General features: G+C 64.0%; 25 protein-coding genes. 11 read left to right on the top strand and 14 right to left on the bottom strand.

The features are described from left to right. Positions 1–132: 132 nt before the first annotated feature. From ACQREB_RS07525 to ACQREB_RS07495, 7 genes are all read right to left on the bottom strand, one after another. Positions 133–780: a glycosyltransferase family 2 protein gene (locus tag ACQREB_RS07525; RefSeq protein ID WP_427767235.1), complete on the bottom strand. Its 648-nt coding sequence runs from the start codon at positions 778–780 to the stop codon at positions 133–135. A 409-nt stretch (positions 781–1,189) separates the two neighbouring features. Continuing rightward, the gene (locus tag ACQREB_RS07520) at positions 1,190–1,489 is read right to left on the bottom strand and encodes a hypothetical protein (RefSeq protein ID WP_427767232.1); all 300 of its coding nucleotides are present in this window, start codon (positions 1,487–1,489) and stop codon (positions 1,190–1,192) included. Continuing rightward, positions 1,486–3,777 (bottom strand): glycosyltransferase family 2 protein, encoded by a 2,292-nt coding sequence (locus ACQREB_RS07515; protein ID WP_427767230.1) that lies wholly within the window; start codon positions 3,775–3,777, stop codon positions 1,486–1,488. The genes ACQREB_RS07520 and ACQREB_RS07515 overlap by 4 nt, the downstream gene beginning before the upstream one ends. After that, positions 3,778–4,065: a hypothetical protein gene (locus ACQREB_RS07510; RefSeq protein WP_427767227.1), complete on the bottom strand. Its 288-nt coding sequence runs from the start codon at positions 4,063–4,065 to the stop codon at positions 3,778–3,780. After that, positions 4,062–5,150, bottom strand: coding sequence for a glycosyltransferase family 2 protein (locus ACQREB_RS07505; RefSeq protein ID WP_427767225.1), 1,089 nt, complete (start codon positions 5,148–5,150; stop codon positions 4,062–4,064). Before ACQREB_RS07505 ends, ACQREB_RS07510 begins: the two co-directional genes overlap by 4 nt. 18 nt (positions 5,151–5,168) lie before the next feature. Further along, the gene (gene glf / locus ACQREB_RS07500) at positions 5,169–6,323 is read right to left on the bottom strand and encodes a UDP-galactopyranose mutase (protein ID WP_427767222.1); all 1,155 of its coding nucleotides are present in this window, start codon (positions 6,321–6,323) and stop codon (positions 5,169–5,171) included. 188 nt (positions 6,324–6,511) lie between these two features. Further along, positions 6,512–6,634, bottom strand: coding sequence for a hypothetical protein (locus ACQREB_RS07495; protein WP_427767220.1), 123 nt, complete (start codon positions 6,632–6,634; stop codon positions 6,512–6,514). Between ACQREB_RS07495 and ACQREB_RS07490 the strand changes: the two genes are divergently transcribed. The 9 genes from ACQREB_RS07490 to pyrE all read left to right on the top strand — a co-directional run bounded on the left by ACQREB_RS07490 (position 6,633) and on the right by pyrE (position 14,494). After that, positions 6,633–6,860 carry a hypothetical protein gene (locus tag ACQREB_RS07490; protein ID WP_427767218.1) on the top strand — a complete coding sequence of 76 codons (228 nt, stop codon included), beginning with the start codon at positions 6,633–6,635 and terminating at the stop codon, positions 6,858–6,860. The genes ACQREB_RS07495 and ACQREB_RS07490 overlap by 2 nt on opposite strands. Before the next feature lie 74 nt (positions 6,861–6,934). Continuing rightward, on the top strand, positions 6,935–8,101 hold the full coding sequence (locus tag ACQREB_RS07485; RefSeq protein ID WP_427767216.1) for an ATP-binding protein: 1,167 nt from the start codon (positions 6,935–6,937) through the stop codon (positions 8,099–8,101). Positions 8,102–8,276: 175 nt separating this feature from the next. Then, complete coding sequence (locus ACQREB_RS07480; RefSeq protein ID WP_427767214.1) at positions 8,277–9,605, top strand: hypothetical protein; 1,329 nt, start codon at positions 8,277–8,279, stop codon at positions 9,603–9,605. Positions 9,606–9,780: 175 nt separating this feature from the next. Further along, positions 9,781–10,203 (top strand): YcfL family protein, encoded by a 423-nt coding sequence (locus ACQREB_RS07475; protein WP_427767211.1) that lies wholly within the window; start codon positions 9,781–9,783, stop codon positions 10,201–10,203. A gap of 37 nt (positions 10,204–10,240) precedes the next feature. Continuing rightward, positions 10,241–10,822, top strand: coding sequence for a hypothetical protein (locus ACQREB_RS07470; RefSeq protein WP_427767209.1), 582 nt, complete (start codon positions 10,241–10,243; stop codon positions 10,820–10,822). A 177-nt stretch (positions 10,823–10,999) separates the two neighbouring features. Beyond that, positions 11,000–12,793: a M48 family metallopeptidase gene (locus tag ACQREB_RS07465; protein ID WP_427767206.1), complete on the top strand. Its 1,794-nt coding sequence runs from the start codon at positions 11,000–11,002 to the stop codon at positions 12,791–12,793. A gap of 13 nt (positions 12,794–12,806) precedes the next feature. Further along, positions 12,807–13,487 (top strand): HAD family hydrolase, encoded by a 681-nt coding sequence (locus tag ACQREB_RS07460; RefSeq protein ID WP_427767203.1) that lies wholly within the window; start codon positions 12,807–12,809, stop codon positions 13,485–13,487. 39 nt (positions 13,488–13,526) lie between these two features. Then, a complete protein-coding gene (locus tag ACQREB_RS07455) occupies positions 13,527–13,859 on the top strand; it encodes a redox-active protein (RefSeq protein ID WP_427767200.1) in 333 nt (110 codons plus the stop codon). Positions 13,860–13,921: 62 nt separating this feature from the next. After that, positions 13,922–14,494: an orotate phosphoribosyltransferase gene (gene pyrE / locus ACQREB_RS07450; protein WP_427767197.1), complete on the top strand. Its 573-nt coding sequence runs from the start codon at positions 13,922–13,924 to the stop codon at positions 14,492–14,494. A gap of 112 nt (positions 14,495–14,606) precedes the next feature. Here pyrE and ACQREB_RS07445 read toward each other — a convergent pair whose 3' ends face one another. The 6 genes from ACQREB_RS07445 to ACQREB_RS07420 all read right to left on the bottom strand — a co-directional run bounded on the left by ACQREB_RS07445 (position 14,607) and on the right by ACQREB_RS07420 (position 20,703). Further along, on the bottom strand, positions 14,607–15,071 hold the full coding sequence (locus ACQREB_RS07445) for a hypothetical protein (RefSeq protein WP_427767194.1): 465 nt from the start codon (positions 15,069–15,071) through the stop codon (positions 14,607–14,609). 223 nt (positions 15,072–15,294) lie between these two features. Then, positions 15,295–16,182, bottom strand: a complete 888-nt coding sequence (locus ACQREB_RS07440; RefSeq protein ID WP_427767191.1) for a class I SAM-dependent methyltransferase — start codon at positions 16,180–16,182, stop codon at positions 15,295–15,297. Between the two features lie 31 nt (positions 16,183–16,213). Then, on the bottom strand, positions 16,214–18,052 hold the full coding sequence (mutL, locus tag ACQREB_RS07435; RefSeq protein WP_427767188.1) for a DNA mismatch repair endonuclease MutL: 1,839 nt from the start codon (positions 18,050–18,052) through the stop codon (positions 16,214–16,216). A gap of 174 nt (positions 18,053–18,226) precedes the next feature. Beyond that, the gene (gene folP / locus ACQREB_RS07430) at positions 18,227–19,114 is read right to left on the bottom strand and encodes a dihydropteroate synthase (protein WP_427767185.1); all 888 of its coding nucleotides are present in this window, start codon (positions 19,112–19,114) and stop codon (positions 18,227–18,229) included. A gap of 120 nt (positions 19,115–19,234) precedes the next feature. Continuing rightward, a complete protein-coding gene (gene rsmA / locus ACQREB_RS07425) occupies positions 19,235–20,140 on the bottom strand; it encodes a 16S rRNA (adenine(1518)-N(6)/adenine(1519)-N(6))-dimethyltransferase RsmA (RefSeq protein WP_427767183.1) in 906 nt (301 codons plus the stop codon). 251 nt (positions 20,141–20,391) lie between these two features. Continuing rightward, a complete protein-coding gene (locus ACQREB_RS07420) occupies positions 20,392–20,703 on the bottom strand; it encodes a hypothetical protein (protein WP_427767180.1) in 312 nt (103 codons plus the stop codon). Between the two features lie 98 nt (positions 20,704–20,801). On the opposite strand from ACQREB_RS07420, the gene ACQREB_RS07415 reads away from it, so the two are divergent. Both ACQREB_RS07415 and ACQREB_RS07410 read left to right on the top strand, forming a co-directional pair. After that, complete coding sequence (locus ACQREB_RS07415) at positions 20,802–21,842, top strand: adenine-specific methyltransferase EcoRI family protein (protein ID WP_427767178.1); 1,041 nt, start codon at positions 20,802–20,804, stop codon at positions 21,840–21,842. Positions 21,843–21,931: 89 nt separating this feature from the next. Next, positions 21,932–23,017, top strand: coding sequence for an HNH endonuclease family protein (locus ACQREB_RS07410; RefSeq protein WP_427767175.1), 1,086 nt, complete (start codon positions 21,932–21,934; stop codon positions 23,015–23,017). A 157-nt stretch (positions 23,018–23,174) separates the two neighbouring features. Here the strand turns inward: ACQREB_RS07410 and dnaK are convergent, their stop codons facing one another. Then, complete coding sequence (gene dnaK, locus ACQREB_RS07405; protein ID WP_427767172.1) at positions 23,175–25,115, bottom strand: molecular chaperone DnaK; 1,941 nt, start codon at positions 25,113–25,115, stop codon at positions 23,175–23,177. Positions 25,116–25,140: the final 25 nt, after the last annotated feature.

Below are 25,140 nucleotides of genomic sequence, written 5' to 3'. Positions count from 1 at the left end.
TCGCACGCCGAGCGCGACGCGATCAGCACCGCCATCGCCGCGAAGTAGGCGTCCCACGAGGGACGCCCGACGCCCGCGACGAGCCGTTCCAGTTCTTCGACGAAACCTTCCATGGCGACGCCGCGAGAAACCTCACTCGACTTCGAGGACGACCTGCACTTCCGCCGTCGCGTGGAGCGGCACGCCGCCGAGGGCAACCGCCGCGCGGGCGCAGAAAACCGGGTCCTGATAGCGGATGTAGGGCGGGAAGAAGATTTCGTTGTCGAGCAGCAGCCTGCGCTCGAAAATGTAGCGGTAGAACCCGTAGTCGAACTGCCACTCGGCGAAGCGCATGAAACCGTCGCGCGGGAACGTCTGGTCGACGTTGCTGCCCCAGGAAGCGTCGGGGAAATAGCGTCTGCCGTCGTTCGCGAGGGAGCAGACGCCGCCGCCGCAGACGCGCACGCGCTTTTCCTTCGCCCAAAGGTAGAGAGCTTCGTAGGCGGATTCGTCGGGCAGAAGATCGTCGGGGTCGATGAAGGCGACGAATTCGCCGCGCGCGGCGCGGATGCCGGCGTTGCGCGCGGGACCGACGCCGGCGTTTTCCTGCGTGATCACGCGGACGCGCGAGTCGCGGGCGGCGTATTCGGCGAGCACGGCGGGCGAGGCGTCGGTGGAGCCGTCGTCGACGCAGATGATTTCAATCTCACGGAGCGACTGATCGATGACGGAATCGAGGCACTCCCGCAGGTATTTTTCGGCGTTGTAAACGGGAACGATTACGGAAACGAAGGGAATCATGACAGAGTTATGAATTAAAGATTGGCGGGAACGCGTCGTTCATTTTTTGAAACGCGGGTCGAGGTTCAGGAACGTTCGCCGAAACGATCGAAGGGCGTCGCGACGACAGCACGCCAATCGCATTTGCCTTTGAGGAAACCGCGCAAAATCGCGATTTCGCGTTTGTAGGCACGACATTTCGCCTTGTAGTGACGCCGTCGTTCGCCAAAGGTGGCCTTTGACAGGAATTTGAATCGGATGTACGCGCGACGAACTTTTCCAAGTGCGCTTAAGCGGCGCAACAGCGGTTCGACAAGCAGGGCCAATAAGCCCCGTGCGCGTTCCCGCGACGAAAGACGTTCCCGCGAAATCCGCGGGAACGTCTTTTTGACATTGAAAAAGTCGCGAAAGCAAACAGAAACTCAGTGTTTCAAGAAGGCACCTGTATCACAGGGAGTGAGGAAATTTCATCGGCTGCCTCCTTTCGGGAAAACGAAACTCCCCCGCAGAGGGCGACGCGCCAGCCGTCGCGGGAACGCCGGACGGAAAGCGCATTTTTCTTGGCGCGGCGGAACGCGTCGAAACACGCGCGCCACGTCGCGTAGCGCAGAAATTTCTCCGGCGCGTCGAGCAGCAGCGGCAGGCGTTTCCCCAGGCGCGCGAAGAGAGCTTCGGGCAACTCCCCGCCGGAAGCCGCACGCGCGGTTTCGTTCTCACGTTCGTCGCTCATTTTCTGAAACGCGGGTCGAGGTTCAGATGCCGCTCGCGGAAGCGGCGGCGGGCGTCGGCGCCGGGGAAGAACAGCGCGGCAAGCGCGCGGACGAAGATTTTTCTCGCGGGCGAATCCTTTCGGCGATGAATCAGCGGCGTCTTCAGCACGCGGATTCCGAAGAGCTTCACGCGGACGAAATCCTTGCCGAAAGACTCTTCGAAAATCAGGGATTTCGCGCGGCGCGCGCGGCTTTCCGGACGTTCCGCGATTTCCAGAATGTAGGCCCATTCGCCAGGCGCGATTTCCGGAGGGCGTTCGGGGAAAAACGCCAGCAGGCTTCGAAAATGCTTTTTCAGTTCCCGCTTCACGCGTTTCCGCACGTCTCCGGAAAAACGTTCCACGTTCCATTTTCCCGTCGCGTGCATTTTTTTGAGAAGCAGCGCCTTGCTGCTTTCGTTCCAGATCTTCCGTTCCTCGCAGAAGCGGACGATTTCATCGAATTCCCCGAAGACCGCGAACGCCTTCGACGCGCCGGCGTTGATGGACGAGTTCGGATTCGTCTGCCTGTAAGAGACGAACGCGCGCGGCACGAACGCCATCTTGCCCGCGCAGAGATAAGTCTTCACGACGAACGCCGTGTCCTGAAAAGACGCGCCCGGCGTTTCCGAACAGCGGATTCCGTTCGCGCGCAGCCATGCGAGATCGTAGATCGCCGCCCAGATTCCGGAGGCGTCGGCGATCATCGTCGGATTTTCCTTCGGCGGAAACACGGCGACGTCTTCGCCGCATGAGACGAGCCGCCAGCGTTCCCGCCGCGTCTCCGTTCCCGCGTTCTCCCAGAAAAGCTCCCAGTCGCATTTGACGAGCGGAACGCGGTTTTTCTTCGCCGCCGCGTAAAGCGTTTCGAACATTTCCGGCGCGACGTAGTCGTCGGGTTCCGCGACGGCGAGAAATTCTCCCCGGGCGGCGTCGATGCCGACGTTCACGGCGCGCCCGTAGCCGCCGTTCGCCTGCGAAATGATTTTTATGCGCGGATCGCGCGCGGCGTACTCGCGAAGAATCGCCTCGGACTCGTCCGTGGAGCCGTCGTTGACGCAGACGATTTCGAGCTCGCGCAGCGTCTGCCCGCACAGCGCGTCGAGAGACTGGCGCAGATACGCGGCGGCGTTGTAGGTCGGCACCACGACGGAGATTTTCGGGCGCGTTCCCGCCTCGGCGGCTTCTTTCGGAGAGTCGAACACGGCGGAGCGCCCGGCGGACGCCTCCGGAATGAGTTTCTTTCGGATGCGGATTCCGAACAGAAAGGTGCGGCTGACGCCCTTGCAGTTTTTCGTGCGCAGGATCATCTTTCCCGGCGAAAACCGCTTGCGCGCGGCGACGGCGTCCAGAATTTCCCAGGCCCAGTTCTCGCGTTCGGGCAGCTCGCGGCGGAATTTTTTGTAGTTCGCGAGGGCGAGAATCTTTCGCGTCTCCGAATCCGTTTCCGGATGTCCGGACCGCGCGCTCAGCCCGTGGTGTCCGGCGAGCAGAAGGAAAAACGGGAAAGCGAATTCGCCGAAACGTTCCCGCGCGAGCAGATCCCGCAGAATGTTCCCGCAGACGAGAACCGCATCGACGCTGTGCGCGTTGGCTCCGGTCATCGTCTCCTTCATGATGCCGCTCCCGTGGCGGACGTAGTGATACAGGTTTTCCCGAATGCAGAAAATCGACTGCGCGCGCAGGAAAAAGCGCCAAAAGAATTCGCAGTCCTCGAAGTTTTTTCCGTCCGGAAAACGCAGGGGCTCTCCCGCTTTTTCGATCAGATCCCGCCGGAAAATCTTGTTGCAGACGCTGACGTCCAGCTTTTCGAGCAGCTCGGGCGACGCGGCGAACTTACCGCTGAACTTCATGTCGTAATACGCCTGATCCACGTCCGCGCCCCCGCAGAGAAATTCGCAGCGGATGCCGCACGCGACGACGTCGGCGAGGTTCGCCTTCGCGGCGGAGTGAAGCTTTTCGAACATCTCCGGCTCGACCCGGTCGTCGGCGTCGACGAAGCCGACGTATTCCCCGCGCGCCGCGTTCAGACCGGCGTTGCGCGCTCCGGAGAGCCCTCGGTTTTCCTGGTGCACGGGAACGACGCGCGGGTCGCGGGCGGCGTATTCGTCCACGATCCGCGGGCACGCGTCGGGCGAGCCGTCGTCCACGAGGATGATTTCGATGTTCTTGAGCGTCTGCGCGAGGACGGAATCCACGCATTGACGCAGATGTTTCTCGACCTTGTAGATCGGTACGACGACGGAGACTTTGGGTGTTTCGAGGCTCATTTAAAAAGTGAAGGCTGACGAATGAAATCCGGTTTTCGGGCGCGGGTTTTCCGCGGATTGAAAGTCTGACTTTCGATTTGCACGATTTTTCGGCGAATTTTCATGCGGATTGAAAATGCGACTTTCAATTTGTATTGATTTCACGTTGAGGTTGAAGGAGTTTCCCGCAAAATCTTCGGGAATGCCGTCGCGGGAGCGCGCTTGATCTACGACGGCGAGCTCAACCTCGACACGCCCGAGAACGGCGTCGTCAATTTCCGCAATCTGTAAACGGGGCGCTCTTCTCATCGGCGGTCTCCTTTCGGGAAAACGAAGCTCAGCCCGCAGAAGACGACGCGCCAGCCGTCGCGGGAACGCCGGACGGAGAGCGCGTTTTTCTTGGCGCGACGGAACGCGTCGAAACGCGCGCGCCACGTCGCGTAGCGCAGAAATTTCTCCGGCGCGTCGAGCAGCAGCGGCAGGCGTTTCCCCAGTCGCGGGAAGAGAGCTTCGGGCAGCTCGCCGCGTTCCCTCGCCTCGACGAACTCGCGGCGGAACAGCGCGAAGAACTCGCCGCGACGTTCCCGCGGCGCGCGCAGCAGATTCGCGAAATACGCCTTGTAGCGGAAAAGCCAGAAATCGTAGGCGAAGCGTTCCCGCAGAGCCGGGCGTTCCGCGAACCAGCGGTCGAGCTCGTGCATCTCGTCCGCGACGCAGAAGACTTTTTTCCGCGACTTCATCGACGAGGCGGCGTTGTCCTGACGGTAGTCCACGACGGGAAAATCCGCGAGCGCGACGCGTTCCGCCGCCGCGAAGACCTTGAACGAAAACGCGTTGTCCTGATAGGACGCGCCGGGCGTCTCGTTGAAGCGGATCGCCGCCGCGCGCAGAAAATCCGCGCGGTAGAACGCGCTCCACACCGAAAGCGGAAGCGCGAAGAGCTCTCCGCATCCACGCGCGTTCACGGGAACGCCTTTCGGGCAGGCGCGCAGCGCGAAGGCGCGTTCCCGCCGCCCGCTCTTCCCGCGGTAGAAATTGTAGTCGCCCTTGACGACGTCGATTCCGGGAAAACGCGCGACGAGCTCGGCGAGGCGGGCGTAGGCGTCCGGCGAGGCGAGCGCGTCGTCGGGCTCGAGAATCGCGACGTAGTCGCCGCGGGCGCGGGCGAGCCCGAGGTTCACGGTCGCGCCGTAGCCGCTGTTCGCCTTGGAAATCACGACGAAGCGCGGGTCGCGCTCGGCGTATTCGCGCAGAATCGCCGCGGAGTCGTCCGTCGAGCCGTCGTCGACGCAGAGCGCTTCCCAGTCCGCGAAGGTCTGCGCGCGCAGCGAGTCCAGACACTCGCGCAAAAAAGGCGCGGCGTTGAACACGGGAATGACGACGGAAAGAAACATTTTCTCAAAAAACTTCCTTCACTTCGCGGTTCCCGCCGAAAACGCCTCCGCGCAATCCAAGGCGCGGGCGACGGCCTTGTCCATGTCGTAATACTTGTAGTCGCCGAGGCGGCCGAGAAAACGCAGCTGCGGGAACGCGCGGCGCGCCTCGTCCAGGCAGCGCGCGTGCAGCGCGAGCGTCTCCGCGTCCGCGATCGGGTAGCACGGCTCGTTCACGCCCGGCTCGAACGCCGACGAATACTCGAACGAGACCACCGTCCGCGGCGAGCGGTCGCCCAGAAAATGCTTGTATTCGCCGATGCGCGTAAAGTCGTAGTTGCACGGATAGTTCACGCACGCGACGGGCTGGAAAAACTCGCGCTCGTACTCGACGAAGTCGAAACGCACGCTGCGGTACGGCAGCGCGCCGAGCCGGAAGCCCAGAAACGCGTCCGCCGCGCCCGTGTGAAAGACGGGCGTTCCCGCGGGAACGTCCGCGAGCGCCGCAGCGTCGAACGGCGCGTTCAGCCGCACGTCGATGTTCGGATGCGCGAGCATTTTCGAGATCATCGCCGTGTAACCCTCGCGCGGAATCGCCTGATACTTGTCGTGGAAATAACGGTCGTCGCGCGAAACGAAGATCGGCACGCGCGCCGTCACCGACGGGTCGATCTGCTCGGGCGTCCTGCCCCACTGCTTAAGCGTGTAGTGCAGAAAAACCTTCTCGTACACGTAGTCGCCGAGCAGCTTCAGGTCGGCGTCGGCGTTCCCGCGCAGTTCGAGAATCGTCGTGCGCGCGCCGAAACCGAACTCGGCGACGAGCTTGTCCTCGATCCGCGCGGCGAGCGCCGGCGGGAAGACCATGCGCACCGAATTGAGATTGAACGGCACGGGAACGAGCGCCCCGTCGATGAGCGCGAGCACCTTGTGCATGTACGGATGCCACGCCGTGAAGCGCGAAAGGTAGTCCCAGACGCGCTTTTCGTTCGTATGGAAAATGTGCGTGCCGTACTTGTGCACGCAGATGCCGTTCGCGTCGCGGAAGTCGTGGCAGTTGCCGCCGACGTGCGGCTTCGCCTCGAGCACGCGCACGCGCTTCCCCGCCGAGGCGAGACGCTCCGCGACCGTCGCTCCGCTGATGCCCGCGCCCACCACCAGCGCGTCGAAAATTCTCTCTCTCGTGCTTCCGCCCATATCCCTCGAAGCATACCGAATTGTTCATTCGGGGAGCAAGCCGCATTTCTGCTTTGAAATCCGAGAACGCCGGAGCGCGTTTCGGGCTCAGTTTCGCTCCGCGGACGCGCGCGGAAACGCCTTTCCCGCCAAGACGCAAAGACGCAAAGATTTCCGACCGCGAAGTCAAAGGAAGTTAAAGAAAGTTTTCATTCGGAAACGCGTCGCCCCGTCGCCGCGAGAATTTCGGGAACACCGCGTTTTGGGGGCGAAGGCATTCCTGCCTTCGTTCCCGCGGCGTCCGATTTTCCGGGAACGCTCGCGTTCGGCATGATCGTCTTCGGGAAATATCCGATCGAAAAGCTGCGTCCGCGCGCGGAAACGGGGCTGGACGGTTTTTCGGGCGACGCGGAAAAGAATTACTTCTCGCGGGAACTGATCAATCCTTCGAAGGGAGACGCCGAAGAGAATCCGCGCAACGCGATCATGCGGAAAGAGCTCGCCCGCGTCGCGACGCGCATGGAGCTGCGCTGGCTCACCTCGTCGCTCTACCGCTGACGCGCGCGTTCCCGCGCCGAAAACGGCGTAAATTTAAGTTTGAATCTTAAATTTACGCCGAATATCTTGTCGCCATGACGAAAAATTTCATCAAAAGGCGGATTTCCGCGCATGTCCTTTCGCTTGCCGAACAGTTTCCGGTCGTCACGATTCTCGGACCGCGTCAGTCGGGCAAGACGACGCTCGCGCGCGCGCTTTTCCCGAAGCACGCTTACGTGAATCTGGAGGCTCCGGAAACGCGCGCGTTCGCCCGTTCCGACCCGAAGGCTTTTCTGCAGACGTATGCCGCGCCGGCGATCTTCGATGAGATTCAGAACGTTCCGGAGCTCTTGAGCTACCTGCAGATCGAGGTCGACTCGCGTGAAAATCCGGGCGAATACGTGCTGACGGGATCGCATCAGCCGCGACTGAGCGAAGCGGTTTCGCAGTCTCTCGCCGGGCGTACGGGAATCGCGCGTCTGCTGCCGCTTTCGTTGCGGGAACTCGCGGACGCGGGAACAAGCCTTTCCCGCGACGAAGCGTTGGTGAACGGATTTCTGCCGAGAATTTACGCGCGGAACACGACGCCGTTTCAGCAGTATCTCGAGTATTACGCGACATACGTGGAGCGGGACGTCCGACGGCTCGTGAACATACGCAGCGCCGTCGCGTTCGACACGTTCGTGAAAGTGCTCGCCGGGCGCGTCGGCCAGGTCGTCAATTATTCGTCGCTGGCGAACGACGTCGGGATTTCCGTGATGACGGCGCGGGAATGGATTTCGATTCTCGAAGCCTCGTTCATCATTTTTCGCCTGCCGCCGTATTTCGAAAATTTCGGGAAACGGATGATCAAGTCTCCCAAAATTTATTTCGTCGAGCCCGGACTGGTCGCCTACCTGCTCGAGCTGAAGACGCCTCAGGAAGCCGCGCGCGATCCGCTGCTCGGCGGAATTTTCGAGAACCTCGTCGTCGTCGAGGCGCTGAAGGCCCGCTGCAACGCCGGCGAAGACGCGAACCTGTATTTCATGCGCGACGAAAAAGGCTTCGAAATAGACCTGCTGCTGTCGCGGAACAGAAAACTTTTCCCGTTTGAAATCAAGGCGGGCATGACGTGGACGCCCGCTTTCGCCGCGAATCTGGAGAAAGCGAAAAAAAGCATTCCGAAACTGCAGACGGGAACGGTGATTTACGCCGGAGATCTGGAAACGGAGACGGCGGGAACGCGATTCGTCAACTTTTCGAAGACCGCGGATCTTTTCTGACGCTCGAAATCCGGGCTTCCCGCGGCGAGATTGCGCTTGCAAGGGGAGCGGAGGGGAAGGAAAATCGCGGCTTTCCGAAATGCGGCGAACTTCGTTTCCAGTCTTTCTTTTCGCTTTTTCCGCGGCGGCGCTGTGCCTCGCGGGCTGTTCGTCCTATCCCGGGAAATCCCGGGAAATGCGCGGCGCCTGGCTGCGCGGCGACTGGGAGGGCGCGGAAAAGATCGCCGTCGCCGAAGCCGCGGCCGCCGACGAGAACGACCGCCTCGTCTGGGAGCTCGACGCCGCGACGCTGCTGCGCGCCAACGGCAGGGACGCCGACGCGCGCGCCGCGCTGGACAAGGCGGCGGAGACCGTCGGCGAGTGGGACGAAAAGGCGGAGACGCTGCTTTCCAAGGAGGCTTCGGCGACGCTCTACAACCTCACGGCGCTGCCGTACCGCGGGCGCGGCTCCGACCGCATCATGCTCCACACCTACCGCGCGCTGAACTTTCTGGAGACGGGACGGAACGACGACGCCCGCGTCGCGCTCAACGCCGCCTACCGCGCGCAGACCGAGGCGGTCGAGGCGAACGCCGAAGCCATCGAGGCCGCCCGCGAGAACGCGACGAAGAACGAGGTCGATCTCGAAAAGCTGAGCAAGGAGCCCGACGTCGCGTCCAAGCTGCGCGCCGCGGAGAATTCGCTGCCCGAAGTCGCCGTGTACGCCGACTACGTCAACCCGTTCACGACGTGGCTGCACGGCATCTATTTTCTTTACGCGGGAACGGACGGCGCCGACCGCGAGCGCGCCCGCAAGTCGCTCTCGCGCGTCGAAAGCATGGAGCCGGGAAATTCCTTCGTCGCCGAGGACGCCGCGCGCGCCGAAGACGCCGCCGATCCCGCCGAGCCGCCGCGGACGTACGTGATTTTCGAATACGGCACGGCGCCGACGCTCGTCGAAGAGCGCGCGGACCTGCTGCTGCCGTTCCCGACGGGACACGGCTTCACGATCGCGCCGGTCGGCATCGCCCTGCCCAAGCTCGCGGGAACGCAGAGCCCCGCGACGCCCGCGCTGACGGCGGACGGCGTTCCCGCGCAGCGCGTCTGCGACATGAAGCGCGTCGTCAAGACCGACTTCGAGAACGCCTATCCGGGCGTGCTCGCGCGCACGCTGACGACGGCGTTCGTGAAGACGGCGGCGAGCGTCGCTGCGAATTTCGCGGCGTCGGAATACGCGCGGCGGGACAGGAGCGCGGGCTCGGCGCTGATCGCGCTCGGCACGATGGTCGGCACGAGCGTCGCGACGATCGCCTCCGCCGAGGCGGATCTGCGCCTGTGGCAGACGCTGCCGGACTCGTTTTACGTCGCGGCGTTCCCGACGCCCGCGTCTCGCCGCGCGGAGATCTTCGTCGGCGCGCGCCGCATCGAAGTCGCGCTCGCGCCCGGCCGCGTGAACGTCGTCTGCGTGCGCACCGTCGGGATCGAGGCGGCGCCGCGCGTCTCGCAGTTCGTTCTCAGGAAGTGAAATCGGAGCAAAAGGTGATGAGGTTATGGAGTTATGGCGGTGATGAAGTTCATTGCGTTCGGCTTTGCCGAAAGGATTTCGAAATTTTTCGCGGAGCGAAAGGCAATCAACTTCCATAACCTTCATAACTTCGTCGCTTCATGACCTTTCCAAACAATTTATGACCACAATCCGCATGAAACACAGATTCCTCTCCGTCGCGGCGGCGCTCGTCTCCGCGCTCGCGCTGAGCGCATGCTCGGCGTCCGTCAACACGATCGAAAAGGCGAATCCCGAAGCGCGCCCGACGCTCGAGAACGACCGCCGCGTCGTCACCGACGCGGGAACGCGCGACATGGCGTCGCTGATCGAAATCCGCACGGGCACGACGCCCGACGGCAGCCTGCTGAAGATTCAGCTCGAAGTGATGAACCGCACGCGCTCCGTCGGCAGACTCGCCTGGTGCGTCGAATGGTACGACGCGCAGGGCATGAAGATCGCCGTTCCCGCGTCGTGGATTCCGCTCGCGATCGCGCCCGCGAAGATCGAGTCGATCGTCGCCGTCGCGCCGAACGCCGACGCGAAGGACTTCCGCATCTCGCTGAAGCGCGCCGAATGAACCGATTTTCAAACCGAAAAAACGTAAGGACAATATCATGACGAAAACGAAAAAAATTCTCTCCGCGATCTCGATCTGCGCCGCCGCGCTCGCGCTCGGCGCCTGCGCCTCCCAGAAGGCGCGCTACGTCGATTCCGCGGGAACGGAGACCATCGTCTCCCTCAACAAGGTGGACATCCAGGACTTCCGCGCCGCGACGAACGCGCTCGTCGCCGACATGCTGCAGTGGGACGCGTTCGCGGGCGCGAAGAAGCCCGTCGTCGCGCTCAGCCGCGTCGTGAACGACACGAGCGCGAACTTCGACACGGCGCTGCTCACCAATCAGGTGCAGGAGGCGATTCTGAAATCGCGCAAGGCGACGATTTCGATGTCGATGAGCGCCGACCGCAACGACGACGTCGTGCGGCAGGACGTCGCCGCGCTCGGCGGCACGAAGACCGTCGTTCCCGACCTGACGCTGATCGGCAAGATCTCCGAAGTCGCCACGAACGCCGGCGGCGTGAAGCAGGTCACCTACGTCTTCCAGATGCGCCTCGTCGAGGCGGCGAGCGGCAACGTCGTCTGGATGAACTCGAAGGAGATCACCAAGCAGGGCGAAAAGAACGCCGTCGGATGGTGATTGAGGAAGTGATGAGGTGATGAAGTTATGGAGGTTATGAAGTTGCAGTGCTTTTCGCTTCGCGAAGAAGATTTCGAAAAGCCTTTCGGCGCAGCCGAACGCAATGAACTTCATAACCTCCATAACTTCATAACTTTCCTTAACCTTTAACCTCCTGAGCTCTTAACTTTTTCCCCCGTGTCCGGAACGAACTTTTTCGAGCGGCAGGACCGCGCGCGCCGAGCGACGCGGCGGCTCGTCGTGTGGTTCGCGCTCGCGGTGCTCGGCACGGCGGGAACGATCTACGCGATCGCGGCCTTCGTGCGCGCGCAGGCGGGAGAGCCCTTTTGGGAGCCGGAGCTCTTCGCGTGGATCTTCGGCGGCACGCTGCTCTTCGTCGGCGGCGCGAGCCTGTTCAAGTCGCTGGAAATGGGCGGCTCCGGCGGCGCGGAAATCGCGCAGGCGCTCGGCGGCGTTCCCGTCCCGCCGACGACGAGCGCACCGCGCGAGCGCCGGCTCGTCAACGTCGTGCAGGAAATGTCCGTCGCCTCGGGCGTGCCGATGCCGCGGATCTTCGTGCTCGAGCGCGAGAGCAGCATCAACGCGTTCGCGGCGGGAACGCGCGCGGACGACGCGGCGATCGCGGTCTCGCGCGGCGCGCTCGAAAAGCTTTCGCGCGACGAGCTGCAGGCGGTCGTCGGGCACGAATTTTCGCACGTCCTGAACGGTGACATGCGGCTGAACGTGAAGCTCTGCGGCTGGATCTTCGGGCTGGTCGCGCTCTCGATTCTCGGGCGCGTGCTGACGCGCGGCGCGTTCATCGCGGGCGGCGGGCGTTCCCGCAGGAACGACGCCCTCCCGATCATGCTGATCGGGCTCGCGGTCATGCTCGCGGGCGCGATCGGGCAGTTTTTCGCGAGCCTCATTCAGGCGGCGATTTCGCGGCACCGGGAACGCCTCGCGGACGCCTCGGCGACGCAGTTCACGCGCAACCCGCTCGCGCTCGCCCGCGCGCTTTCGCGCATCGGCGGCGACACGAGCCGCCTCGTCTCGCCGCGCGCGGGCGAATACGCGCACTTCTTTTTCGCGGACGGCGTCGGTGCGCTCTTCGCGACGCACCCGCCGCTCGAGGAACGCATCCGCGCGCTCGATCCCGCCTGGGACGGAAAATTTCTCCCGCCGCTGCGCGGGAGCGCGCCCGCGGAAACGGAAGCCGCTCCGCGCGACGCGCGCGTCTCGGGAATCGGCGCGGGCGCGCTTTTCTCCGAGCCCGCCCGGCGCCTGCGCGAGCTCGTGAAGAGCGCGGACGGCGCGTGCGCGGCAGTCTTCATGGCGCTGATGACGGATTCGCCCGAGCGCAACCGCGAGCAGGCGGAGCTGCTCCTGCGCAGCGAGAGCAGACACGTCTTCGCGCTCGCGGAAAAGCACTGGGACGCCGTCGCCGCGCTCCCGCCGGAAAAACGCATTTCGCTCGTCGTGCTCGCCGCGCCGAATCTGCGCGCGTTCCCGCCCGCCCGCCGCCGCGAGTTCTGCGCGACGCTGCGCCGCCTCGCCGAAATCGACGGCGAGGTCTCGCTCTTCGAATTCCTGATTCTGCGCGCCGTCGAGGGCGTGCTCTTCGCGCCGGAGCGCGGGACGTTCTCGCGGGAACGCGCCCTGCGCGCGGCGGGCGTCGTCTTCGCCGCGATGATGCGCGAAAACGCGTTCCCGGCGGACGAGGCGGCGCGGCACCTCCGCGAAATTCTCGCCGAGGAAAAGACGTTCGCCGAGCTCGCCTCCGCCGGCGTTCCCGCGCGCGCGCCGGGCATGGACGAGCTCGACGCCGCGCTCGACGCGCTGCGCGGCGCGCCCGTTCTCTTCCGCGAAAGCCTGATGCGCGTCTGCGCCCGCGTCGCCGAGCGAGACGGCGTCGTCTCGCCGCGGGAACGCGACCTCCTCGACGCGCTTTCGCTCGCGCTCGCCTGTCCGCTTTACGCGCGCGTCTCATTGTGATTTACTGGTTCCCATGAGTAGCTTCGACGTCTCCGCAATCTCGACCGTCTTCTTCGACCTGGACGGCACCCTCATCGACAACTTCAGCGCGATCTACCGCTGCTACGCGGACGTGGCGCGGCGGCTCGGGCTCGAACCGAAGAGCTACGAAACGCTGCGCGCGACGGTCGGCGGCTCGATCACGCTCACGCTCTCGCGGCTCATCGGCGAAGAGCTCGCCGCCGAGGGCGTGAAGCTCTTCCGCGAACACTTTCCCGACGTGATGCTCGACGACGTGTACGCGCTCGACGGCGCCGAGTGGATCCTGAAGAAGCTGCGGGAACGCGGGCTGAAGACCGCCGTCTTCACGAACAAGGATTTCTCGGCGACGACGCGGATTCTGGACTTTCTCGAACTGACGCCGCTGCTCGACGCCGTCTTCGGCACGAATCTGCCGGACATGCCCTGGCGCAAGCCCGACCGCGAGTATTCCGAATACGTGCTCGCGAAGACGGGCGTCGCGCCGAAAAACGCCCTGCTCGTCGGCGACTCGCCCTTCGACGTCGGCGCCGCGCGCGTCGCGGGAATGCCCGTCGCCTGCGTCGCCACGGGAACGCACATGCCCGAGGCGCTGATCGAGGCGGTCGGCGACCAGGAGGCCGTCTTCCCGAACCTCTACGCGCTCGGCCGCGACCTCTTCGGCTTCACGCTCTGAACGCCGCGCGTCTCCGTTTTCCGTTTTTCATTTTCCGCCATGTCCAAAGAAAAATCGCTCGCTCTTTTCCGCACGCCCCCGCGCAACTGCAACTGCGCGCAGACGATCGCCGTCGGCTTCGGTCGCGAAGATCTCTTCGCCGAATTCGCGTCCTGCGGCGGCGGCCGCGCGCCCGACGGCCTCTGCGGCGCGATCTACGCCGCGACGCGCCTCGCGCCCGAATCCGTGCGCGCGTCGATGATCGAAGCCTTCCGCGCGAAAAACGGCTCCGCGCTCTGCCGCGAGCTGAAGCGCGACTTCCGCGTGCCCTGCCCGCAATGCGTCGCGACCGCCGCCGAGCTGCTGGAGGGCGCGGCGAAAGCGTCCGCCTGAAAAACGAATTCGCGTCCTTCGCGTTTGAAAAATTCGCGGGAACGCGCATACTCGCGCGCATTATGGATTCTCAGATTCAAGACGAAGTTCTTCAGATCTTCAAAGACAGCGGCGCGCTCCTCACGGGGCATTTCATTCTGCGCAGCGGGCTGCACAGCGCGAACTACTTTCAGTGCGCGCAGGTATGCCAGTACATGGACAAGGTCTCGCGCCTCGTCGAACTGCTGCTCCCGAAGCTGAAGGGGCTCGGCGCGGAGACGGTGCTCGCGCCCGCGATGGGCGGGCTCGTTGTCGGGCAGGAAATCGCGCGTCAGCTCGGCGCGCGCTTCATCTTCGCCGAAAAGGAGAACAACAAGCTCGTGCTGCGGCGCAACTTCAGGATCGCGCCGGGCGAAAAAATCCTCGTCGCCGAGGACGTCGTGACGCGCGGCGGCCGCGTGATCGAGTGCGCGGACATCATCAAGGCCTGGGGCGGCGTTCCCGTGGCGTGCGCGATGCTCGTGGACCGCTCCGCCGGCAACGCGACGCTGCCGATGCCCGCCGTCTCGCTGCTCGAACTTTCGTTCCCGACCTACCCCGCCGACGCGCTCCCGCCCGAGCTCGCCGCGATTCCCGCGACGCACCCGGGCTCGTAAAAAAAAACAACCACGAACGAACACGAATCCGCACGAATGAAAAAACGCAAAGAAGCCTTTTCGTGAAAATTCGTGTTCATTCGCGGTTCCAAAAAAAAATCTCCATGGATTTTCAAACCAAACCCGCACGCGTTCCCGCGAAGCTTGCCGGAGGCGCGCCGCCGCGAATCTTTATCCCGCAAGCCTGCTGATTTTTCCGAAAATGCCCATCTTTTCGCTGCTCATTTTCCTGCCGCTGATCCTCCTCCCGTGGTGTCTCTGCGGAGCGAGACTGATGAGGCGCTTCGGCGCCGGCGAAGCGGCTCATTTTTGCGGTTGCGGGCCGATTCTCTTTTTTCTCGCCGCGGAACTTTTCGTCGGTTTCAGCATGGCGTCCGGCATGGCCGCGGGAATCTGCGCCGCGGCAGCCGGCGCCGCGCTTTTCGCCGCGCTGTGGTTTCTCGCAGGCAGATTCGGATTCAAAGGCGTGATTTTTCCGCAGCTTCTCCTGTTCGTTTTGCTCCTCGCATGGATTCGGACGAAGAGCGGAAGCGCGGAGCCGGAAACGTGCGCGACGACGCAGCTCGTCTTCGTCCAACTCGCCGTCTTTTACGAAGCGTATTTTCTGCTTTGCGTGTTCTTATCCTGGATCGCGGAAAAAGCCGTGACGCGGTTCCGGAAAAACCGCGCTCCCGCTGAGGAAAATTCTCCCGATGCGGAGAAAACGGATTTAAGCCGATGAAAAATCTTCGCGCGCCTCGCCCGGAGGGAACGCGCATTGTCCGATAAAAACGGAAACAGACCCGCGTGCGTTCCCGCGCTCAGCGGGTCCATTTCGCCCAGAGCGAGAGCGGGAGCAGGCGCGCGGCGGGAGAGCTTTCCCGCGTCGCGAGCTCGCCGAACGTGACGTTCCCGCCGGGGAGTTTCGCCGTCGTCGCCTCGATCAGATTTCTGCAGAGCAGCGACGACGCGTCGATCGTGTAGAGCGTGAGGATCATCAGCGAGGCGCGCGGCGAAAGCAGCTCGCGGCAGACTTCGAGCAGCGGCGGCAGGTCGCGCTCGACCTTCCAGAGCTCGCCGCCGGGGCCGCGCCCGAACGCCGGCGGATCGAGCAGAATCGCCTCGTACGTGTTCCCGCGGCGCGCTTCGCGCGCGCAGAACTTCACCGCGTCCTCGAGAATCCAGCGGATCGGCGCGTCCGCGAGCCCGGAGATCTCCTGATTGCGCCGCCCCCACGCGACGGCGGGCTTCGACGCGTCCACGTGCGCGACGTGCCAGCCCGCGCGCGCGGCGGCGAGCGACGCCGCGCCCGTGTACCCGAAGAGGTTGAGCAGCCTGCGCGGCAGCGCGCCCGCGGGAACGGGATTGTTCAGCACGAAATCCCAGTGCGGCGACTGCTCGGGGAAGACGCCGATCTGCTTCGAGCGGTCCATGAAGCGCAGCTGCAGCGCGAACGCGTCGCGGAACTTCAGCGTCCAGGGCTCGGGCGCGCGCCCGCCGCGGAAACGCCAGGCGCCTTCGCGCGGGCCGTCGTCCTCGTGCACGGCGACGGCGGCGCGCCATTCCGCGTCCGAGAGCGTCGGCTTCCACCACGCTTTGGGTTCGCTGCGGACGATGCGCACGTTCCCGAACTGTTCGAGTTTTCGGCGGTTTCCGCTGTCGAGCAGACGGTAGCCGGTGCAGACGTTTTCAAGGAGTTCGATGTTCATGGCGTTTTTCTCGGTCGGGCGTTCCCGCGCGTCAGCCGAAGCGGCGCAGGATTTCGCGTTTCGGGATTTCGATGAAGATTTTTCTGCCGTCGGGCGACACGTTCGGCTGGGCGCACGCGAAGAGCTCGCGCAGGAGGAGGCGGATCTTCGCTTCGTCGAAATTCTCCGACGCGGTCGCCGCCGCCTGCGTCGCCGCGATGCGCGCGAGAGTCTCCGCCGCGACGTCGGAGCGCGAAAAATCCGCGGGCAGGCGCGCGACGCGGGCGACGAGGTCGCGCACGAACGCGCGCGCGTCCGCGTCCTTCGGCAGCCAGTCGGGAACGGCGTTCAGGCGGAAAAAGTCGCGACCGAAGATCTCGACGTCGAAGCCCGCCGCCGCGAGCGTGCGCAGGTGGCGCGCAAGCGCGTCCGCGAGCAGCGGCTCGAACTCCATCGGCTCGGGAATGAGCAGCGGCTGCGAAACCGGCGTCTCTTCGCGGAAGCGCGCGAGCACGCGTTCGAACCAGACGCGTTCCCGCGCGAAGCGCAGGTGGAGGAGCAGCAGTCCGTCGTCGGCCTGAAAAAGCGCGAGCGGCTCGCCCGCGAGCTTGCCGAAAAAGCGCCAGCGGTCGAACGCGGGCACGGCGGCGCGCGCCGGCGCGCGGGCTTCGGCGGGAACGGGGCGCGGCGCGGGCGGCGGCGGAATTTCCGCGGAAGCCTCCGGCGCGTCCGCGCGGCGTTCCGGCGGCTCGGAATCGGGCTCGGCGCCCTGCGGGAACGCGGGCGCGCGGCGCGTTTCGGGAAGCTCCGCGCGCGCGGGAACGGCTGGCGCGGCGGCGCGCGGGACTTCGGCGCGGAGCCCCGGCGCGGGAACGGGCGCGCCCGCCGGCGCGGCGAAGGTCTCCGGCGCGATCGTCTTCAGCACCGTCGTGATGAGAAAGTTGCGGACGCGCGATTCGTCGCGGAAGCGGATTTCGCGCTTCGCGGGATGCACGTTCACGTCCACGGCGTGCGGATCGATTTCGAGAAAAAGAAACGCGAGCGGGTAGCGTCCGCGCGGGATCAGCGTGTGGTAGCTCTCGACGAGCGAATACGCCATCGTGCGGTTGTCCACGGGGCGGCCATTGACGACGGTCACCATCTCCTGGCGCGAGCTGCGGCTCACGCCGTGCTTGCCGAGCAGCCCCGTCAGCCGCATGCCGAAGCCCTCCGCGGGCTCGAGCGGCATCAGGTCGTCCGCGAGCTGGCGCCCCCAAATCGCGGCGACGCGGTCGAGCATTTCGAGATTCGCGGGCGAGCGGAAGATCTCGCGCCCGTCCTCCCAGAGCGTGAACGCGATCTTCGGGTGCGCGACCGCGTAGAGCCGGATCGCGCGCGTGATGTGCGCCGCCTCGGTGTTTTCCGATTTCAGGAATTTCAGCCGCGCGGGAACGTTGGAAAAAAGCCCCGTGACCTCGATCTTCGTTCCCGCCGCCATGCCGACGTCGCGGCAGTGCACGTAGCGGCCGCCGTTGACGAAGATTTCCGTGCCGAGCGCGTCGCCTTCCGTCTTCGTGCGCAGCGTGAAGCGCGACACGGAGGCGATCGACGGGAGCGCCTCGCCGCGGAAGCCGAAGGTGCGGATCGTGTCGAGGTCCTCCGTCTCGCGGATCTTGCTCGTCGCGTGGCGTTCGAGCGCGGTCAGCGCCTCGTCGCGCGTCATGCCGCAGCCGTTGTCCTCGATGGAGATGAAGCTTCTGCCGCCGTTGCGGAATTCGACGTGAACGCGCGTCGCGCCGGCGTCGATCGCGTTTTCCAACAGTTCCTTGACGACGGACATGGGCCGCTCCACCACTTCGCCGGCGGCGATCTGGTTGGCGACGTTGTCGGAAAGAATGCGGATTTTCGGCATCGGAAGATTGAGCCGCAACGATACGCGGGAACGCGGAAAAAGGGAAGCGGCAAGTGAGCGGAACGCCGAAAACCGCGGGAACGCGGACCGCGGATTCCCGCGAAGACGCCGAGACGCGAAGAAAAACCGCGAAGGTAAAGAACGTTAAGGAAACTTCCCTTTAAGCTTTAACCCTTAAGCTTTTCCCGGCGCCGCGAAAATCGCGTCCGCGGTCGTCACGGCGTCCCTGTGCGCGGCGACGTCGTGCAGGCGCAGACACGCCGCGCCGTGGAACGCGCCGAGCGCGGAGCACGCCGCGTCGCCGCCCGCGCGCTCCTTCGGCGGCTTGCCGCCGAGCACGACGCCGAGCGTGCTTTTGCGCGACGTGCCAAGCAGCACGGGAAAGCCCAGCTCCGCGATTTCGCGCAGCCGCGCGACGATGAGCAGGTTCTGCGCGGGCGTCTTCCCGAAGCCGAATCCCGGATCGAGCCAAAGCTGCTCCGCGGGAACGCCGCAGGCGAGAATCCGTTCCGCGCCCGCGTGCAGGTCGTCCATGAATTCCGTCCAGAAATCGCCGTAGTCCTCGCGCCCGAAGCGGTTGTGCATCGCGATGAGCGGCGCGCCCGCGGCGGCGGCGAGCTCGCCCATCGCGTAGCGCGTTCCCGCCGTGTCCGCGCGCGCGCCGATCGCGCGGACGTCGTTCAGGATGTCCGCGCCCGCGGCGAGCGCCTTTTCGGCGACTTCCGCGCGGTAGGTGTCCACGCTGACGGGAACGTCGGGCAGCGCGGCGCGGATCGCCTTCAGCGCGGGCAGGAGGCGCGCGGCCTCCTCTTCGGCGTCGATTTCGCGGCAGCCCGGACGCGTCGATTCCGCGCCGAGGTCGATGACGTCCGCGCCCGCCTCGACGAGCGCGCGCGCGTGCGCGGCGGCGGCCTCGGGAGCGAGAAATTCTCCGCCGTCCGAGAACGAATCGGGCGTGGCGTTGACGATGCCCATGAGCAGCGTGCGTTCGCAGAAATCCTGCGGGAGCGCGCGTCCGTGCGGCGAGCGCCAGCGTTTTTCGGTCTTAAGAATGTGAGGCATGGGGAAAAGGAGCTTATGGAGGTGATGAGGTTATGAGGTTATGAAAGTTGATTGCGTTTCGCTGCGCGAAAATATTTCTCGAAAAAATCCTTTCGGCGAAGCCGAGCGCAAAGAACTTCATCACTTCATAACCGCCGTGACTTCATCACTTCCCAATAGCGCATTCAGCGCCTGCCAGGCGGCGGCGGGAACGCATTCGGGGCGGGAGAGCGCGTCGGCGCCGAAGCCGGGAAGCGCGTCGAGCCAGGCGGCGACCGCGTCCGCGGGAACGTCGGCGAAGTCGGGCGCGGCGAGAATCTTCTTCAGCGCGGAGCCGAGCTGCTTGCGGCGGTAGATGAAGATTTCGCGGACGAGGCGCCGCGCCGTCTTCCCGAAAAGCACGGGCTTTTCGCGGCGGCGCAGGTGAAGCAGGCACGAATCGACCTTCGGCGGCGGGAAGAAGCAGCGCGCGGGAACGCGGTGCCCGGGCGCGCGCTCGTAGGCGGCTTCGAGAAAGACGGAGAGCGCGCCGTAATTCTTCGTTCCCGGCGCGGCGGTGAAGCGGTCCGCCGCCTCCTGCTGCAGCATGAGCACGAGCGTCCGCGGGAGCGCGCCGCTTTCGAGCACGGCGTCCATCCACGGCGAGGAGATCGCGTAGGGCAGATTGGCGACGATCTTGAAGGGCGTTCCCGCGGGCGTTTTTTCGGGAAAGCCGGCGAGCGGGAAATCCATCGCGTCGGCTTCGAGCAGGCTGAAGGTCTCCGCGTAATGCGGCGCGACGCGTTCCCGCAGGTGCGCGGCGAGCACGGGGTCGCGCTCGACGGCGAAGACGCGCGCGCCCGCCTGCAGCAGCGTCGTGGTGAGCGTGCCGAGTCCGGGTCCGACCTCGACGACGACGTCGCCCGCGCGCACGTCGGCGAGCTCGAGCGACTTGCGCACGATGTTGCCGTCCACGAGAAAATTCTGCCCGAGCCATTTTTTCGGCGAATGCGAGAGCGCCGCGAGCAGTTCGCGCGTCGTGTTCAGATTGTAGGGTCCCGTGAGCATGACGCGGAAGCATAGACGCCGCCCGCGGAATAGTGAAGCGCGCAATGCGCCCGCGGAAATTTCCCCGCCAAGACGCGAAGATTTTTTGAATCCACGGATGAACACGGACTCACACGGATTTTTCGGAGGAGAACAGGCGCCCCGCCCGTCGCCCGAAACGCCTTTTGAAGCAGCCCCTTCGGGGCTTGGCGTTCCCGCGCGCTTTTGGGGGCGAAGACATTCCTGTCTTCGTTCCCGCGGCAGGCGAGATTTCACTCGCGGTTTTTCGCGGAGGCGTTCCCGCCGCGCGGCGGGGATTTTTTGCCAGCGCGGGCGCGCGCCGCCTGGCGACGCAGCTCGGGGAGCTTTTCGCACTTCGTCTTCGGATTCATCAGATCCGTGCGCTGGGCGCGGCGAAACGTGCCGAGCGATTCGTCCAACTCAAAACCGAACTCCGTGTTCAGCCGCCGAATCGTCGCTTCGCGGACGAACGACATGAAATTCTTCATGCTCTGGCAGGACTCGTACGCCGCCAAAATCTCCCGCGGGAACGCGATGAAGAACTGTTTGGAGTTTTTAGACATCGCAATATGTCTAACACAAGCCCGCGCTCCCGCTGAAAAACTCACTGTTTGACATAATATTATGTAAAATCCATATTTCAGACATAAAATCATGTAAAATGCCTCGCGAAAAAACATCTCGTTCCCGCAGTCTCAACTCCAGCCTCACGGAAGCCAAGCGCGCCAAGAAGGACGAATTCTACACACAGCTCGCCGACATCGAGAGCGAGCTGCGCCACTACCGCGAGCACTTCCGCGGGAAGAGCGTCTTCTGCAACTGCGACGACCCGTACGAGAGCAACTTTTTCCGCTACTTCGCGCTCAACTTCAACAAGCTCGGGCTGAAGGAGCTCGTCGCGACGTGCTACGAAGGCTCGCCCATCGTCGGCACGGAGCTCCGCCTTTCGACGCGCCGCCCCTACAAGGTGAGGATCCGCGAAGTGGCGGATTTCGACGGGAACGGCGCGATCGATCTCGCGGACGTCGCGCAGCTGCTGCAGTGTTCCCGCAAAAACGCGCTGACGAAGCTCAAGGGCGACGGCGATTTCCGCTCGCCGGAATGCGTCGAACTGCTGAAAAAGGCGGACGTCGTCGTGACGAATCCGCCGTTCTCGCTCTTCCGCGAATACGTCGCGCAGCTCATCGAGCACGGAAAGAAATTCGTCATCATCGGCAACGTGAACGCGATCACCTACAAGGAAATTTTTCCGCTGATCAAAGACAATCGGATCTGGTTCGGCGCGAGCATTCACAGCGGCGACCGCGAATTTGAAATCCCGCAGGATTACCCGATTTCCGCGGCGGGCTTCCGCATCGACGGGAACGGCAGAAAATTCATCCGCGTCAAAGGCGTCCGCTGGTTCACGAATCTGGACTACTCCGAACGTCACGAAAATCTGATTCTTTACAAACGCTACACGCCCGAGGCGTTCCCGCGCTACGACAATTACGACGCGATCAACGTGGACAAGACGAGCGAAATTCCCTGCGACTACGACGGAATCATGGGCGTTCCCATAACGTTTTTGGACAAATACAATCCGGAGCAATTCGAAATTTTAGGAATCGCGAACTCCGCCCGTTGGATTGGATATGAGTGTCTGACGATCATAAAAAAGAAAAACATTTATAACCGCATCATCATCCGTCGCCGCGCGTGAGCGTTCCCGCGAGGAAATCCGTGCGAATCGGTGTTCATCCGTGGTTCAAAAAAAGAGCGCCCGCGCGCGCGAAACGACGAAAAAAATTTATGGAAATCACACTCAAAGAAATCACGATCCGCGAGCTGGCGGCGGACTACGCCGAGGACGCGGGAACGGGGCGCGTGAGCGGCTTCGGCGGCAGGCTCGACGTCCGCCCGATCTACCAGCGCGAGTTCGTCTATAAGCCGGCGCAGCGCGACGCCGTGATCGACACGGTGTTCAAGGGCTTCCCGCTGAACGTCATGTATTGGGCGGACCGCGAGGACGGCACGTTCGAGGTCATCGACGGGCAGCAGCGCACGATTTCGATCTGCCAGTTCGTGAACGGCGATTTTTCGTTCGGCAATCGCTATTTCGGCAATCTGCCGGCGGACGAACGGGAACGCTTTCTCGCGTATCGGCTGACGATCTACGTCTGCCGCGGGAACGCGAGCGAGAAGCTCGGCTGGTTCCGGACGATCAACATCGCGGGCGAGGAGCTGACGCCGCAGGAGCTGCGCAACGCCGTTTACGCGGGAACGTGGACGGCGGACGCGAAGCGGTATTTCAGCCGCAACGGCTGCCCGGCGTATCAGCTCGGCAAGGATTATCTGGCGGGAACGGCGATCCGGCAGGAATTTCTCGAAACCGCGCTGAAATGGATTTCCGGCGGGAACGTCGAAGACTACATGGGGCGGCACCAGCACGACGCGGACGCGTCGCCGCTGTGGCAGCATTTTCAGACGGTGATCGGCTGGGTCAGGACGCTGTTCCCGCGGACGCTCAAGGAAATGAAGGGCGTGCCGTGGGGCGAGCTCTACGCCGCGCACAGGGACGGAAATTTCAACGCGCGCGAGCTCGAAGCGAAAATCGCCGCGCTGCTGGAAGATCCGGACGTGACGAACAAGAAAGGCGTGTTCGCGTACGTGCTCGGCGGGGACGAGCGGGCGCTGAACATTCGGGCGTTCGACGCGCGGATGAAGCGCGAGGCGTATCAGCGGCAGCGCGGCGTCTGCCCGCACTGCGGCGGGCATTTCGAGTTCGAGGAAATGGAAGGCGACCACATCACGCCTTGGAGCAGGGGCGGCAAGACGGTCGCGGAAAACTGCCGGATGCTCTGCCGCCGCTGCAACCGCCTCATCGGCGCGCGGTGAGAGGCGCTCCGCGCCGCGGAAGGCGGAAGGCGGAAGGTGGAAGAAAATAAACCCTAAACCCTACACATTACACCTTCCACCCTTACAAAAAAAACGCGTTCCCGGGAGAAACTCCGCGGGAACGCGTCTTCTTTAAGCCTTAGAATTCAGGCTCGGCTCATTTCTTGTCGTCGTCCACGACTTCGAAGTCGGCGTCCACCGCGCCGTCGCCGCCCTTCTTGCCGGAGGAGGAGGAGGAAGCGGCGTCGCTCTGCGGAGGCGGAGGAGGCGTTCCCGCCGCGCCGCCCTGCTGCTGGGCGAACTGCTGCGCCGCCTGCATCAGGCTTTCGATCTTGGAGACCTGCGCGTTGATCGCGTCGAGCGTCGAGGACTTGTCTTCGAGCACCTTCTTCGCTTCGGCGAGCAGGTTTTCCATTTCGGTCTTCTGCTGCGCGGGAATCTTGTCGCCGGCTTCCTTGACCTGTTTTTCGATCTGGAAGACGTAGGCGTCGAGCTTGTTGCGGGCTTCGGCGGTCTCGCGCAGGACCTTGTCCTCCGCGGCGTGCATTTCGGCTTCCTTGCGGAGTTTTTCGACTTCGTCCTTGCTCAGGCCGGACGATCCCGTGATGGAGATTTCCTGGCTCTTGCCGGTGCCCTTGTCGATCGCGGAGACGTGCAGAATGCCGTTCGCGTCGATGTCGAAGGTGACTTCGATCTGCGGCGTGCCGCGCGGCGCGGGATTGATGCCGTCGAGGCGGAAGAGCCCGAGCTGCTTGTTGTCCTTCGCCATCGGGCGTTCGCCCTGCAGCACGCGGATGTCCACGGCGGTCTGGTTGTCGGCGTAGGTGGAGAAAATCTGCGATTTCTTCGTCGGAATGGTCGAGTTGCGCTCGATCATCGGCGTGGAGACGCCGCCCGCGGTCTCGATGGAGAGCGTCAGCGGGGTGACGTCGAGCAGGAGCACGTCGCGCACGTCGCCCTTGAGGACGCCGCCCTGAATCGAAGCGCCGATCGCGACGACTTCGTCCGGGTTCACGCCCTTGTGCGGTTCCTTGCCGGCGAGGCTGCGCGCCACTTCAATCACTTTCGGCATGCGCGTCATGCCGCCGACGAGCACGAGCTCGTTGACTTCGCTCATCGAGAGCTCGGCGTCCTTGAGGCAGCGTTCGAACGGGACGCGCGTGCGTTCCAGCAGGTCGTCGCAGAGCTGTTCGAGCTTCGCGCGGGTGAGCGTGACGTTGAGGTGCTTCGGGCCGGACTGGTCCGCCGTGATGAACGGCAGGTTGATGTCCGTCGAATTGGTGGAGGAAAGCGCGATCTTCGCCTTTTCCGCCTCTTCCTTCAGGCGCTGCAGCGCGATCGGGTCGTTGCGCAGGTCGATGCCGTTTTCGGCCTTGAAGCCGTCCACGAGCCACGCGATGACGCGCTCGTCGAAGTTGTCGCCGCCGAGGTGCGTGTCGCCGTTCGTCGCCTTGACTTCAAAGACGCCGTCGCCGATTTCGAGGATGGACACGTCGAACGTGCCGCCGCCGAGGTCGTAGACAGCGATCTTTTCGTCGGACTTCTTGTCGAGCCCGTACGCGAGCGAGGCCGCCGTCGGCTCGTTGATGATGCGGAGCACTTCGAGGCCCGCGATCGTTCCCGCGTCCTTCGTCGCCTGGCGCTGCGCGTCGTTGAAATACGCGGGAACGGTGATGACCGCCTGCGTGATCTTTTCGCCGAGATAGGCTTCGGCGTCCGCCTTCATCTTCGCGAGGACCATCGCGGAAATCTGTTCCGGAGCGAAGGTCTCGGTCTTGCCGTTGACGGTCGCCTGAATCGCGGCGTCGCCGTTCTTGCCTTCGACGACGGTGAAGGGGAAGGACTTGATCTCTTCCTGAACTTCCGCGAACTTGCGGCCGATCAGGCGTTTCGCCGAAAAGATCGTGTTTTTCGGGTTGGTGACGGCTTGGCGCTTCGCGGCCTGGCCGACGAGACGTTCGCCGTTCTTCGCGAACGCGACGACGGACGGCGTCGTGCGCGCGCCTTCGCTGTTGGGGATGACGACGGGCTCGCCGCCTTCCATGACAGCCATGCAGGAATTGGTGGTTCCAAGGTCGATTCCAAGAATTTTACTCATAGTGCCCTTGATTTATGCAAACCCC

Origin of the sequence: Candidatus Spyradosoma sp. SGI.093, assembly GCF_050314555.1 — a bacterium.
In the GTDB taxonomy this organism is placed as follows: Bacteria; Verrucomicrobiota; Verrucomicrobiia; order Opitutales; family UBA953; genus Spyradosoma.
This window is presented reverse-complemented; position numbering and strand designations above follow the sequence as displayed.

Excerpts from the sequence above, each read along its gene's own strand:
- ACQREB_RS07520 (WP_427767232.1), bottom strand. The coding sequence starts at position 1,489 with ATGAGCGACGAACGTGAGAACGAAACCGCGCGTGCGGCTTCCGGCGGG.
- ACQREB_RS07420 (WP_427767180.1), bottom strand. The coding sequence starts at position 20,703 with ATGTCTAAAAACTCCAAACAGTTCTTCATCGCGTTCCCGCGGGAGATT.
- ACQREB_RS07510 (WP_427767227.1), bottom strand. The coding sequence starts at position 4,065 with ATGAGAAGAGCGCCCCGTTTACAGATTGCGGAAATTGACGACGCCGTT.
- pyrE (WP_427767197.1), top strand. The coding sequence starts at position 13,922 with ATGGATTCTCAGATTCAAGACGAAGTTCTTCAGATCTTCAAAGACAGC.
- ACQREB_RS07525 (WP_427767235.1), bottom strand. The coding sequence starts at position 780 with ATGATTCCCTTCGTTTCCGTAATCGTTCCCGTTTACAACGCCGAAAAA.
- ACQREB_RS07475 (WP_427767211.1), top strand. The coding sequence starts at position 9,781 with ATGAAACACAGATTCCTCTCCGTCGCGGCGGCGCTCGTCTCCGCGCTC.
- glf (WP_427767222.1), bottom strand. The coding sequence starts at position 6,323 with ATGGGCGGAAGCACGAGAGAGAGAATTTTCGACGCGCTGGTGGTGGGC.
- ACQREB_RS07515 (WP_427767230.1), bottom strand. The coding sequence starts at position 3,777 with ATGAGCCTCGAAACACCCAAAGTCTCCGTCGTCGTACCGATCTACAAG.
- ACQREB_RS07440 (WP_427767191.1), bottom strand. The coding sequence starts at position 16,182 with ATGAACATCGAACTCCTTGAAAACGTCTGCACCGGCTACCGTCTGCTC.
- ACQREB_RS07410 (WP_427767175.1), top strand. The coding sequence starts at position 21,932 with ATGGAAATCACACTCAAAGAAATCACGATCCGCGAGCTGGCGGCGGAC.
- ACQREB_RS07505 (WP_427767225.1), bottom strand. The coding sequence starts at position 5,150 with ATGTTTCTTTCCGTCGTCATTCCCGTGTTCAACGCCGCGCCTTTTTTG.
- folP (WP_427767185.1), bottom strand. The coding sequence starts at position 19,114 with ATGCCTCACATTCTTAAGACCGAAAAACGCTGGCGCTCGCCGCACGGA.
- ACQREB_RS07415 (WP_427767178.1), top strand. The coding sequence starts at position 20,802 with ATGCCTCGCGAAAAAACATCTCGTTCCCGCAGTCTCAACTCCAGCCTC.
- mutL (WP_427767188.1), bottom strand. The coding sequence starts at position 18,052 with ATGCCGAAAATCCGCATTCTTTCCGACAACGTCGCCAACCAGATCGCC.
- ACQREB_RS07470 (WP_427767209.1), top strand. The coding sequence starts at position 10,241 with ATGACGAAAACGAAAAAAATTCTCTCCGCGATCTCGATCTGCGCCGCC.
- dnaK (WP_427767172.1), bottom strand. The coding sequence starts at position 25,115 with ATGAGTAAAATTCTTGGAATCGACCTTGGAACCACCAATTCCTGCATG.
- ACQREB_RS07495 (WP_427767220.1), bottom strand. The coding sequence starts at position 6,634 with ATGCCGAACGCGAGCGTTCCCGGAAAATCGGACGCCGCGGGAACGAAG.
- ACQREB_RS07490 (WP_427767218.1), top strand. The coding sequence starts at position 6,633 with ATGATCGTCTTCGGGAAATATCCGATCGAAAAGCTGCGTCCGCGCGCG.
- rsmA (WP_427767183.1), bottom strand. The coding sequence starts at position 20,140 with ATGCTCACGGGACCCTACAATCTGAACACGACGCGCGAACTGCTCGCG.
- ACQREB_RS07460 (WP_427767203.1), top strand. The coding sequence starts at position 12,807 with ATGAGTAGCTTCGACGTCTCCGCAATCTCGACCGTCTTCTTCGACCTG.
- ACQREB_RS07455 (WP_427767200.1), top strand. The coding sequence starts at position 13,527 with ATGTCCAAAGAAAAATCGCTCGCTCTTTTCCGCACGCCCCCGCGCAAC.
- ACQREB_RS07480 (WP_427767214.1), top strand. The coding sequence starts at position 8,277 with ATGCGCGGCGCCTGGCTGCGCGGCGACTGGGAGGGCGCGGAAAAGATC.
- ACQREB_RS07485 (WP_427767216.1), top strand. The coding sequence starts at position 6,935 with ATGACGAAAAATTTCATCAAAAGGCGGATTTCCGCGCATGTCCTTTCG.